This window comes from Streptomyces sp. NRRL S-350, assembly GCF_000719705.1.
GTDB lineage: Bacteria > Actinomycetota > Actinomycetes > Streptomycetales > Streptomycetaceae > Kitasatospora.
Map to the genome: position 1 here is coordinate 555,567 of NZ_JOHO01000002.1, position 11,695 is coordinate 567,261.

7 protein-coding genes and 1 pseudogene are annotated in these 11,695 nt (G+C 73.9%); 2 read left to right on the forward strand and 6 right to left on the reverse strand.

All coding sequences use genetic code 11. The features are described from left to right. Window positions 1-40: 40 nt before the first annotated feature. The 5 genes from IF30_RS43210 to IF30_RS0103825 form a co-directional block, all read right to left on the reverse strand. A complete protein-coding gene (locus IF30_RS43210) occupies window positions 41-2,434 on the reverse strand; it encodes a condensation domain-containing protein (RefSeq protein ID WP_051709140.1) in 2,394 nt (797 codons plus the stop codon). A 62-nt stretch (window positions 2,435-2,496) separates the two neighbouring features. After that, a complete protein-coding gene (locus IF30_RS0103810; RefSeq protein WP_030231884.1) occupies window positions 2,497-3,285 on the reverse strand; it encodes an SDR family NAD(P)-dependent oxidoreductase in 789 nt (262 codons plus the stop codon). Window positions 3,286-3,343: 58 nt separating this feature from the next. Continuing rightward, entirely contained in the window at window positions 3,344-4,162 is an 819-nt protein-coding gene (locus IF30_RS0103815) for an AfsR/SARP family transcriptional regulator (RefSeq protein WP_030231886.1), read from the reverse strand. A gap of 325 nt (window positions 4,163-4,487) precedes the next feature. Beyond that, window positions 4,488-6,092 (reverse strand): serine/threonine-protein kinase, encoded by a 1,605-nt coding sequence (locus IF30_RS0103820; RefSeq protein WP_051709142.1) that lies wholly within the window; start codon window positions 6,090-6,092, stop codon window positions 4,488-4,490. A 103-nt stretch (window positions 6,093-6,195) separates the two neighbouring features. Next, the gene (locus IF30_RS0103825; RefSeq protein WP_063752471.1) at window positions 6,196-7,443 is read right to left on the reverse strand and encodes a Rieske 2Fe-2S domain-containing protein; all 1,248 of its coding nucleotides are present in this window, start codon (window positions 7,441-7,443) and stop codon (window positions 6,196-6,198) included. Window positions 7,444-7,663: 220 nt separating this feature from the next. Between IF30_RS0103825 and IF30_RS0103830 the strand changes: the two genes are divergently transcribed. Beyond that, window positions 7,664-9,325, forward strand: a complete 1,662-nt coding sequence (locus tag IF30_RS0103830; RefSeq protein ID WP_051709145.1) for an alpha/beta hydrolase — start codon at window positions 7,664-7,666, stop codon at window positions 9,323-9,325. 76 nt (window positions 9,326-9,401) lie between these two features. On the opposite strand, the gene IF30_RS0103835 is transcribed toward IF30_RS0103830, so the two are convergent. Then, window positions 9,402-10,988, reverse strand: a complete 1,587-nt coding sequence (locus tag IF30_RS0103835; protein ID WP_078891100.1) for an MFS transporter — start codon at window positions 10,986-10,988, stop codon at window positions 9,402-9,404. 488 nt (window positions 10,989-11,476) lie between these two features. Between IF30_RS0103835 and IF30_RS49040 the strand changes: the two are divergent. After that, a pseudogene (locus IF30_RS49040) lies at window positions 11,477-11,695 on the forward strand (hypothetical protein); the annotation flags it as partial.

Sequence of the window (11,695 nt, forward strand, 5' to 3'; positions counted from 1 at the left end):
GGCCTCGGCGCCGGGGCAGGCCCCGCGACCGGTGCGGACGTCAGCGCCGGGGCGCTGCCGCCAGCAGGCCGGCCAGCACCGTCAGGTCGTCCTCCTCGTCGAGCAGCACCACCAGCGGCGGGTGCGTCGCGGCTCCCAACCGGGCGATCTCGTACGCGGTGACGCCGAGCCCCGGCGGGGCGACCAGCGCCACCGGCGCGCGGGACTCCAGCAGGGGGGCGAGCACCGGCCGGTAGGCGGCGGGCGGCGCCCCGCCACCGGCGGGGCGCAGCACGGCGAGGGCCTGCGGGCCGGGCCAGCGGCGGGCCGCGCCGGGGTAGCGGTCGTGCGGGGCGCCGGGGGGAGGCAGCAGCAGGACCCAGCCCGCGCCCGGGCGGGTGGCCCGGTGCAGCAGGTCCAGCCGCACCGCCGGGGCGTCGTCGGCACCGGGCGAGACGCCCGTGTCCCCCGAGCCGCCCGGGCCGACCGAGCCGTCCGCAGGGTCCGAGCCCGGTTCGCCGAGCCGGGGCGTCGGCTGTCCGGCGAGCGTGGAGCGCAGCACCTCCGTGGTGCTCAGCCCGCTCGGCAGGTCGGGGAAGGCGCGCAGCAGGTGGGCGCTCTGGCTGAGGAGTTCGAGGGCGTCCCGGTCGGCGAGCAGGGCGCGGTCGTGGGTGGCGGTGAGCACGAGCCCGCCGGTGGCGTCGTAGTGGGCGGCGAGGGTGATCGGGTACGAGGTGAAGGTGCCGGCGGCGGGGACGGGGCTCTCCACGTGGATGCCGTGCGCGGCCAGATCGGTCTCCAGCCGCAGGTGGTGCGAGGCGGGCGGCTGGTGCTCCAGCACGACCAGGCTGTTGGGCCGCTGCCCGCGCGAACCGGCCGTCCAGCGGTGGGCCTGCCCGGGGGAGACCCACTCGTACGCGGCGAGGTCGAGCACGCCGTCGCGCAGTGCCGCGAGCAGCTGCGGCACGGTGGTGCCGGGGTGCAGCCGGACGGAGATCGGCAGCGGGTTGCGCAGGGCGCCGGGCAGCCGGTCGATGCCGTCCAGCGGGATGCCCCGGCCGGAGACGGTCACCGCGAAGCCGACCCGCACGGCCTTGGCGGGGCGGCGGAGCCGGTCCGACTGCGTCGCGCGGTACAGCAGCAGCGCCCACGCGGCCTGCAGCGCGCTGCTCTCGCCCGCGCCCCAGGCCGCCGCCCAGCCGCGCAGCCGTACCGCCTCGTACGGGGTGAGCCGGCGCCGGGCCCGGCCGCTGCCGCGTCGGCTCGGGTCGGGGGCGAGCGGCAGGACGGCCGTGCCGCCCGGTCGGGTGGACCAGAACTGCCTCGGCGCGTCGGTGCCTTGGGCCCGCACCCAGCGGGCGTGGTCGCGGAGGTCGGGGCGGCGTTCGCCGCCGGGCAGGACGCCGCCGGTCAGGTAGGCGCGGTAGAAGGACTGCAGCAGCAGGCGCACGCTCCAGCCGTCCAGCATCGCCTGGTGGTAGCTGAGCAGTACCCGGGTGGCGGGCCCCTCGTCGGCGTCCGGCGGGGCGTCGAGCAGGGTGGCGCGCAGCAGGGCGGGGCGGCGCAGGTCGAAGCCGCGCCGGCGGTCGGCGGCGAGCAGTTCGTCCCAGTCGGCGGTGCCGTGCGGGTGTCGGGTCACGTCGGGGGCGGCGCGTTCGTGGAGCACCATCCACGGGTCGCCGGTGCCGTCCTCGTCCCAGTCGAAGGCGGCGCGCAGCACCGTCTCGTGGTCGGTGACGGACTGCCAGGCCGCCGCGAAGCGCTCGGTGTCCAGCGGTCCGTGCCAGTTCCAGGACAGCTGCTCGACGTGCCGCCCGTCGTGGTCGGCCGGGCCGAGGACCTGGCGCAGCATCTCCCGTTGCAGTGCGCTGGTCGGCACGGTGACCGGCTCGGGCGGCTGCGCCAGCGCCTCCCGCAGCTCCTCCAGGAGGGCGGCGGCGCGCTCGGGCGGGCCGGGCGCGAGGCCGACGAAGAGCCGCGGTCGGCCGTCGCGGTCGGCCGCGTCCCGGCGTTCCCCGCCGCCGCCCCGGTCCTCGACCAGGACGGCCCGCAGTCGCGGCCCGCCGGCCAGGCTGCGGCCCAGCTCGGCGAGCACCCGGTCGAGGGCCGCCGGGCCGTCCGCCGTCCGCTGCCACAGCGTGTCGTCCGGGGTGCCGGGGGGCGAAGCTCCCGCGGCGGCGGGAGCCCGCAGGACGGTCCGCAGCGCGGCGCGCAGCACTTCGGGTTCGTACGCCCGGTGCAGCTCGGCCAGCACGAACTCCCTGGCGCGGGCGGACGGCGCGGCGGCTCGCCGCGGCGGGGCCTCCGGTCGGGCCGCCGGGCGGGCCAGCGCGGCGCTCACGGCCCCCGCGTCGAGCCGTCTCGGCGGGCGGGCGGCGGGCAGGCAGGGCTCGGGCGCGGGGGCGCCGGACACCAGGACGGTGACGGGGGCGCTGGAGAACTGACGGTTCGTCATCGCTGATCAGCGGGCACCGGAGCCCGAGTCCTTCCCGTGGGCCGGCCTGGATCGCGCCGGGGTTACTGGGTGGCGAGTCCGCCGCAGACGTTGAGCGCCTGGGCGGTGATGCTGGCGGCGGTCGGGGAGGTGAGGTAGCCGGCCAGCGAGGCGACCTCCTCCGGGGTGGTGTAGCGGCCGAGCGGGATGTGCGTCTGGAAGTGCCGGTGGATGGTCTCGGGCGTGGTGTTGTAGGCGGTGGCGTACTCGTGGTGGATCCGGGCGGTGTGCGGGGTCTGGACGTAGCCCGGGCAGATGGCGTTGACGGTGGTGCCGGTGGGCGCCAACTCCTTGGCCAGCGCGCGGGTGAAACCGATGACGGCGTGCTTGCTCGCGGTGTACGGCGCGCCCAGGGTGACGGCCTGCTTCCCGGCCGTGGACGCGATGTTGATGATGCGCGGGTGTGCGGTGGTGGTGATGTGGCCCTGCCGGAGGGTTTCGCGGGTGACCAGGAAGACGGCGTTGAGGTTGGTGTCGATGACGTCGTACCACAGGTCGTCGGTGGTGGTCGCGGTGGGCCCGCCGCCGGTGCGGCCGGCGTTGTTGACCAGGACGGTGATCGGGCCGTGTTCGGCCACCGTGTGCCGGATCAGCCCGGCGACCTGGGCCGGCTTGCGGACGTCGCAGGTGAGGCCGTCGGCCTGGTGGCCCTCCTCGCGCAGGGTGGCGACCGCCTGGTCGATGTGCTGGGCGGTGCGGGCGCAGATGAAGACACGGTGGCCGCGGCTGCCGAGTTCGCGGGCGATGGCGAGGCCGATGCCGCGGGTACCGCCGGTGATCAGGGCGAGGGGTTTCTCGGGTGCGGTGGTCATGACGCGTCCTGTGGGTGAGGGCTGGGAGAGGTCGGCGGGACGGCCGTCCTGGCGGGGCTCAGGCCGAGTACAGGTTGTAGGTGGTCGGGTGCGCGGTGGCGGGCGTGTTGAGGGCCGGGTCCAGGTTGAGGATCGCGTGCTGCAGGTGCTGCAGGTGCGGGGAGGGCTGGATGCCGAGCTCGGTGGTCAGCCGGTGGCGCAGGTGGTGGTAGGCGGTCAGGGCGCTGGTCTGCCGGCCGGCCCGGTAGAGGGCGACCATGGCCTGGGCGTGCAGGCCCTCGTGGTGGGGGTGCTGGTGGGTGAGGTGGGTGAGTTCGGGGATGAGCTCGTTGTGCCGGCCGAGCCGCAGGTCGGTGTCGATGCGCCGTTCGAGGGTGACGAGCCGGCTCTCCTCCAGGCGCATGATCTCGATGGTGAGGATCGGTCCGGGCCGTACGTCGACCAGGGCGGGGCCGTGCCACAGGGCGAGGGCCTGGCGGAAGTGGGTGGCGGCCTGGTCGTCGTGGCCGTGGTTGAAGGCGTGCTGGCCCTGGGTGATCAGCAGGTTGTAGGTGTGGACGTCCAGGTTGTCCGGGTGCGTGGTGAGCTGGTAGCCGCCGTGGCGGGTGGTGAGGACGTCCTTGGCGGTGGTGTGCGGGGTCGGGCCGAGGGCCTGGGTGATGCGGCGGCGCAGCTGCAGGATGTACGTCTGCATGGTGGTGAGCGCCTGTCTTGGCGGGTCGTCCCCCCAGATCTCCTCGATCAGCGTGGCGATGGGCAGGATCCGGTTCGGGTAGAGCGCCAGGAGGGCGAGGAGCTGGCGCTGCTTCGCGGCGGAGGGGACGACGGAGATGCCGTTGAGGTCGGCGGTGAGCGGGCCGAGGACTCTGAGCTGCATGGCGGTTCTCCTTTCGTGCGCGGGACGGTGGTTCGTGTGCGGGACGGTGGTTCGGGCGGGGCGGAGACTCGGTCGGGCGGATGTGTGTTCGAATCGAGGGGATGGTGGGTGGATGCGTCGCACCATAGTTGTGCCGCAGGGCCCGGTCCGGATTCCTCTAGTGCGGGTCGAGCGCGGTTCCGGGCGCCTTGGTGGGAGTCTCCGGGCAGGCCGGTGCGGCGGGGCGGCTCCCGGTGCGGGTGCGGCCCCGCCGAAGGGGGCGGGCAGGGGGTGGAGTGGGGGGAGTGGAGTGGCAGGGCCCGGGCGGGAGGGCCTCGGGCGGGGGCTACTTCTTCCGCAGGTCGCCCGAGAAACCGCCGACCAGCAGGTGCAGACTGCCGTCCGGGTTGGGGGTGTACACCTGGTCGTGCGGATCGGCCGCGCAACCGCTCAGCGAGTTCATCGGGGCGGTGCGCAGCACCACGCGGTCGGCGGTGGCCTGGACGAGGTCCGCGACGGCGTCGCAGTAGCGGGTGCCGGCGCCGCTGTTGTTGTGGATCCGGGCGACCGGGTCGTTCGGCCGGCCCTGGCTGAGCGTGATCGTGAAGTCGGCCTTGAGGAAGGTCTGTTCACTGCCGAGGGTGCCCTGCCAGGTGCCGAGGAACGCCGCCGGGACCACACCGTCGGACTCGGGGGCGGCGATGGCCGTCGGCTTCGGGGTGGTGCCCGGATCCCCGGCGGCGCTGTGGTCGCCGTCGGGGGCGGCCAGGTACACCACCGTGCCTGTCAGCGCGGCGATCAGCACGGCGGAGAGGAGCAGCGTGCCGCGTCGGAGGCGCGGGCGGACGGGCGGCGCCTGCGGAGGGTGCGGCTGCTGCCGGAAGGGCTGCGACGGATGGGCCCCGGGGTACGGCGCCCCCGGGTGCGGCTGCGGGTGCGGGTGCGGGTGCGGGGCCGTCGGGGACCGGTGCACGGGCGGCGGCGCGGACCACGGCTCGGCCGGGCCGAACTGCCCGGTTGGGGCGGTGGGCCGGGAGGGTGCGTCGCCGTCCAGGTCCAGCAGGTCGACCGCCATGGCGGCCAGTGCCCCGCCGATCGCCGGGGGCAGCCAGTCCCGCTGGTCCAGCCGCTCGGCCGCCGCCCGGTCCTGCGCGGTCAGCCGCTCGCGCAGCTGCGCCGGGGTCGGGCGGCGGTCCGGGTCCTTGGCCAGGCAGTCCGCCACGACGGCGTGCAGCCGCGGGTCGGGGATGTCGAGGTCGGGCTCCTCGTGGAGCACCCGGTAGAGCAGGACGGCCGCGCTCAGCCCCGACCCGAACGGCGCGGTGCCGGTCGCCGCGTACGCCAGTACGGCGCCCAGCGAGAAGACGTCCGACGCGGCCCCGGCGCCCCGGCCCTCGGCCTGTTCGGGGGAGAGGTAGCCGGGGGAGCCGACCACGAAGCCGGACCGGGTGAGCGCTGTCGCCGCGTCCAGCGCCCGGGTGATCCCGAAGTCGATCAGCCGCGGGCCGTCCAGCGCCAGCAGCACGTTCGACGGTTTGACGTCCCGGTGCACCAACCCCCGGGCGTGGACGGCCTGCAGGGCCTCCGCGAGTCCCACCCCGAGCGAGCGGACGGCCGCGCCGGGCAGCGGGCCGAAGTCCCGGACCGCGCTGCCCAGCGAGGGCCCGGCGACGTACCCGGTGGCCACCCAGGGCTGGGCGCCCTCGGTGTCCGCGTCCAGTACGGGCGCCGTCCACCGGCCGCCGACCTGCCGGGCGGCGGCCACCTCGTTGCGGAACCGCACCCTGAACTCCGCGTCCGCCGCGAACTGTTCGTGCACCAGCTTGACGGCCACCGTGCGCCCGCCCGCCGTACGGCCCAGGTACACCCGGCCCATGCCGCCCGCGCCGAGCCGGCGCAGCAGCCGGTACTCGCCGACCTGCCGCGGATCCGCGTCCCCCAGTGCCTCCACGCCGACTCTCCCCTCGCCGCACCCGCCCCGTACTCCACGCCAGACGGTACCGCCGGGAGCCCCGGTTGCGGTGATCGGTGTGATGCCGGGACGGGCGGGCGGCTCAGCCGCGCGGAGCGCCGCTGGGCTCACCACTGGGCGTGGCGTCCGGTGCGGTGTCCGCCTCGTGGCCCACGGTGTCGTCGCCGGGCGCCCCCTGCCCGTCGCGGCTCGGACGGCGGCTCGTCGGGCTCGTCGGACTCATCGGGCTCGGACGGCTCGCGGGGGTGGCGGCGGAGGCGGGGGTGGCGGCGGGTGCGGGGAGGTGCGCCTGCTGGTCCGGCGGGTAGAACTGCCGTGCCCAGTGCCGCATCGCGCCGATCGGCCCGTCGCCGGCGGCGAGCCGGGGCGGCGACAGGTACCTCTTGGTGGACCAGATCGGGAAGTCGGCCGAGGTGAACTCGAGGTTGCGCCTGAACATCGGCCCCGCCAGCGCCGCGGTCAGCGTGCGGCTGACGGCGCGGGCGACGAGCGGCGGCAGGCCGGCCGGCTCCCTCATCACGAAGCGGCTCGCCTGCCGCAACTGCATCCGGCCGGGGGAGACCTGGGTGGGCATCACCAGCGAGCAGATCTCCATGCCGAGCGAGGGCGTGCGGACGTCGGTGTGCAGCGCGGTGAGGCCGTACCCGTCGACCTCGACGTCGACCTGCCGCATCCCGAGCAGCGGGAAGGTCTCGCGCACCCGCATCGAGACGTGGAACCGGGTGCCGTCGAACTCCACCGGGGCCGCCAACTCGCCCTGCGGCCAGCCGTGCAGGGTGACGAAGTGGCCCAGGTCGAAGGAGTTCTCCATGACGTCCTGGGCGTAGCCGGGCATCTCGAAGGAGGCGTACCGCAGCGGCTGACGGCCGTCGCCGAGCACGTGCCAGGCCGGGATCTCCCAGTCGGGCTCCCGGCCGTCGTGGTGGCGCCAGACGAAGACGGTCTCGTTCACCTCGCGGATCGGCAGCGGCGTCAGGGCGGCCTTGGGCGGCGGGGTGCCGTAGCCGGTCCGCACGCAGCGGCCGTCGGCGTCGAAGGCGAACCGGTGGAAGGGGCAGACCAGGTCGTCGCCCTCGACGGCCGCCAGGCCGAGGTGGGCGCCCAGGTGCGGGCAGTACGGGTGGATCGCGCGTACCCGGCCGTTCCGCAGCCGGTACAACACGACGTCCTGTCCGGCGAGTTGGCGGGTGAGGACGGTGCCGGGCGGGAGCTCGGCGGAGAAGGCGAGGGCGGACCAGCCGTCGGGGTAGGGCAGGGCCGGCGGCAGGGCGAGGTCGGCCCCGGTGGGGCGGTCGCTGACGGGGTGGACGTGCTTGTGGGACACGTGCATGGACTCTCCTGTCGGGGTCCGTCCGGCGCCGCCCCTCCCAGGCGATTAGCGCGCGAACGGAATGCCTTTCAGATGCTAGTCACGGATCGTGTGTGCTCGCACGGACAACGTCTCCGGAATCAAGCAAGTCTGATGATGTGTCAGGAATGGATGGTCAAGCCTTGGTAAATTCCGGTCAGCTCACTGGATGTGCCATTGCACATGTCACATCATGCTCCCCATGAGAAAAGCCATCGCCCTGCTCGCGGCCGTCGCGGCCGTCGCCGCCCTCGGCGGCACCTCAGCCTCCGCCGCCGGACCGGACGCCGCCGACCTGGCGGACACCGGCCAGGGGAAGCTCGTCTGGAGCCCCTGCAACGACGCCGCCACCCCCGCGCTGCAGTGCGCGATGCTCGACGTGCCGGTGGACTACGCCGACCCGCACGGGCGGAAGATCGCCATCAAGCTGAACCGGCTCCCCGCCACCGCACCCAAGGAGCAGCAGCAGGGCCCGATCCTGCTCAACCCCGGAGGTCCCGGCGACTCCGGGCTCTGGATGCCCGCGTACATCTCCGGGCAGCTCCCGGCGGACGTCGCCTCGACCTACGACTGGATCGGGTTCGACCCGCGTGGCACCAACGGCAGCGACCCCCATGTCGTCTGCGACGCCCACTACTTCGACGGCGAGCGCCCCGACTACCAGGTGAGCCAGGGCACGTCCAAGGCCTGGCTGAAGAAGGCGGCCGGCTACGCCGCCGACTGTGCGGCCGACTGGTCCTGGCTGCTGCCGCACATGACCACCGTCGACAACGCCCGCGACATGGACAGCATCCGCCGGGCGCTCGGCACCCAGAAGATCAACTTCTACGGCGGTTCCTGGGGCACCTCGCTGGGCTCCACCTACGGCCAGCTGTTCCCCTCGCACGTGCGCCGGATGGTGCTCGACAGCATCGTCGGACCGACCATCAGCTGGTACGACCACAACATCCTGCAGGACAAGGAGCACCAGCGCCGCTTCGACGCCTTCGCGGCCTGGGCCGCCAAGGCCGACCCGGTCTACCACCTGGGCACCGACGCCACCGCCGTCGAACAGGCCTACCACCAGGTCGAGGACGCCCTGCGGAAGGACCCGGTCGACGCCGCCCCCGCCCCCGGCAGGATCGGCCCGGCCGAGTTCGAGGACACCTTCTACGGCGGCGGCTACAACTTCCTGCGCTGGCCCCGGATGGCCACCGTGCTCTCCGCCTACCTCACCCAGCACGACACCCGCCCGCTGAACATCGCGTACAACAAGTACGCGGCCCCGGGCTCCGACGACGGCACCTTCCCGGCGTACAACGCGGCGCAGTGCACCGAGAACGCCTGGCCGCGCGACTGGGAGACCTGGAAGAAGGACCAGGCCAAGGTCGACGCCACCGCACCCTTCTACACCTATAACAACATGTGGTACAACGCCGCCTGCATGTTCTGGCCGTACCAGGGCAACCCGGCCGGCCGACTGAAGATCACCGGCAAGGGCCTGCCCCCGGTACTGCTCTTCCAGGCCACCGAGGACGCCGCCACCCCGTACGAGGGCGGAGTCGCCATGCACGACGCCCTGCCCGGCTCCAGGCTCGTCGTCCAGACCGGCGGCAGCTTCCACGAGATCCTCTTCCACGGCAACGCCTGCCTGGACGACACCTTCACCGCCTACCTGCGCGACGGCAGCCTGCCCCAGGGCAAGGGACGGATCGCCAAGACCTGCGCGCCCGAGGCCGATCCGCAACCCGTGTACGTCACGCCGCCGCCGGCCGCCGCCAAGGCCGCGCCCGAGGCCGGCAGCACGGCCTCCGGCACCGGGGCCGGAGGCGCCACCCGCCTCGCGCCGACCGACCCGGAGGCCGTGCACGGCGTGCTGCGGTAGCCGACGGAACGGGGGTGGTCCGCGCAGCCCGCGGACCACCCCGCTGCGGCTCGCGCCGGACCACCCCCGCTGCGGCTCAGCCGCGGGCTACCCCCTTCTGCGGCTCACCGACCGCGCTCAGCGGCGAGGCCAACGACTCCAGGCTGCGCCCCTCCGCCCGGACCCCGATCGCAGCCTCCACCAGCCCGGCCACCGTCATCAGCGCCGCCCCGATGCAGAACGCGAGCGTCGTGTCGGAGGGCCGCCCGCTGCTCACCAGCCCGTTGAACAGCAGCGGCCCCGTGATCCCGCCGACCGCCGTGCCCACCGCGTAGAAGAAGGCGATCGACAGCGCCCTCGTCTCCAGCGGGAAGATCTCGCTCACCGTCAGGTAGGCCGCGCTCGCCCCGGCCGAGGCCAGGAACAGCACGAGCGTCCAGCAGGCCGTCATCGTCGTGGCGGACAGCTCGCCGCGCTGGAAGAGGACGGCGGTGGCGAAGAGCAGCACGCCGGAGCCGAGGTAGCAGCCGGCGATCATCGGCTTGCGGCCGACCGAGTCGAAGAGGTGGCCGAGCAGCAGCGGCCCCAGGAAGTTGCCGACCGCGATCACCGCGAAGTAGTAGCCGGTGTGGCCGTCCGCCACGCCGAAGTAGGTGGTGAGGATGACGGCGTAGCCGAAGGTGATCGCGTTGTAGAGGAACGCCTGCCCGACGAAGAGCGCGAGCCCGAGCGCCGTGCGGCGCGGGTAGCGAACCACGACGGCCCGGACGATCGTGCCGAAGCCCAGCGACGCCCGCTCGCTGATCCGGATCGGCTCACCGGTGACCGGCGGCAGCGGCTCACCGGTCGAACGCTCGACCGCCCGCTCCGCCTCGGCCACCACCTCCTCCGCCTCCTGCGCCCGCCCGTGCGTGAACAGCCAGCGCGGGCTCTCCGGGACGTGCCGGCGCACCAGCAGGATCACCAGGCCCAGCACCACGCCGATCCCGAAGGCGAGCCGCCAGCCGATGTCCGTCGCGAACAGCGAACTGTCGAGCAGCGCGATGGAGGCGAAGGCGCCGAACGCGGCACCGACCCAGAAGCTGCCGTTGATGATCAGGTCGATCCGCCCGCGCACCCGCGCCGGGATGAGTTCGTCGATCGCCGAGTTGATCGCCGCGTACTCGCCGCCGATGCCGAAGCCGGTGAAGAAGCGGCACACGAAGAAGAACCAGGCGGACCAGGACAGCGCCGTCACGGCCGTCGCGACCAGGTAGACGGCGAGCGTGAGCATGAAGAGCTTCTTGCGCCCCAGCCGGTCCGTCAGCCAGCCGAAGAACAGGGCGCCGGAGCAGGCGCCCGCCACGTACACCGCGGCGGCGATGGTGGTCACCTGGCTGGTGGAGATGGCGATCCCGCTGCCGTTCTCGGCCAGGCGGGCCGCCATGTTGCCGACGATCGTCACCTCGAGGCCGTCCAGGATCCAGACCGTGCCCAGGCCGATGACGATCCGCCAGTGCCAGGAGGACCAGGGCAGCCGGTCCAGACGGGCCGGCACCCGGGTCTCGACCACCCCCGGCTCCGAGGACTGGCCCCGGGCGGTCGACGCCGCTGGTCCTGATGACGCCGTCGATGCCGATGACGCGGTTGATGTCGATGACGTGGATGAAGCGGATGGCGCGGGTGACTTCCCCGGATCGGCCATGACGGGTCCCCTCTCGTTCGTGCTGTCCCGCTTGTCCTGCCTGTCCCGCCGCGGCCCTCCCGCGTGTCGATCGCCCGCGAAGCGACCCGGCGGAGGAGCCGGGGCTGCCGGCCGGGCTTCCGTCTGCCCGCTCCGGCTTTCCCCATTCACGGCCGCTTCGCGGATTCCCCCAGGCCCGTTCCGTTCGGAATTCGCGGCCGTTTCCGCAGGCGGTCGAAGAGGGGTCGAGGCGTGCTGGAATGCGCTTTCGGGCGGGGATGGGGTGTGTTGTGGTGGATGGCGGGAGAGTCGTGGCCGCAGACGGTCGAGGAGCCGCCGACGGGCCGAGCCGCTGGTGGGCGGTCTGGACGCTCGCGCATGGACGTGAGTGCGGCGGCTATGGCCCGCCCGGCCCGGGGGGATTTGAATGGTGCCACGACGACGAACCGATCGGCGCGACGGGCGCCTTCGGCAGGTCCGTCCCCTGTGATTCCTCCGTGTCTCTTCGAATGAGGGTGATCGTGATGGCTGGTGTGGTGGATCTTGCGGTGGATGCCGGTGTGGTGCTGGTGGTCGGCGGTACGGGCAAGACAGGGCGGCGGGTGGCGGAGCGGTTGGCGGCGCGGGGGTTCGGGGTGCGGGTGGGGTCGCGGTCGGGTGCGGTGCCGTTCGACTGGGACGACCGGGGGACGTGGGAGGCGGCGTTGGAGGGGGTGAGTGCGGCGTAT

Coding starts and splice junctions, on each gene's coding strand:
- IF30_RS43210 (WP_051709140.1), bottom strand. CDS start 2,434: ATGACGAACCGTCAGTTCTCCAGCGCCCCCGTCACCGTCCTGGTGTCC.
- IF30_RS0103810 (WP_030231884.1), bottom strand. CDS start 3,285: ATGACCACCGCACCCGAGAAACCCCTCGCCCTGATCACCGGCGGTACC.
- IF30_RS0103815 (WP_030231886.1), bottom strand. CDS start 4,162: ATGCAGCTCAGAGTCCTCGGCCCGCTCACCGCCGACCTCAACGGCATC.
- IF30_RS0103825 (WP_063752471.1), bottom strand. CDS start 7,443: ATGCACGTGTCCCACAAGCACGTCCACCCCGTCAGCGACCGCCCCACC.
- IF30_RS0103830 (WP_051709145.1), top strand. CDS start 7,664: ATGAGAAAAGCCATCGCCCTGCTCGCGGCCGTCGCGGCCGTCGCCGCC.
- IF30_RS0103835 (WP_078891100.1), bottom strand. CDS start 10,988: ATGGCCGATCCGGGGAAGTCACCCGCGCCATCCGCTTCATCCACGTCA.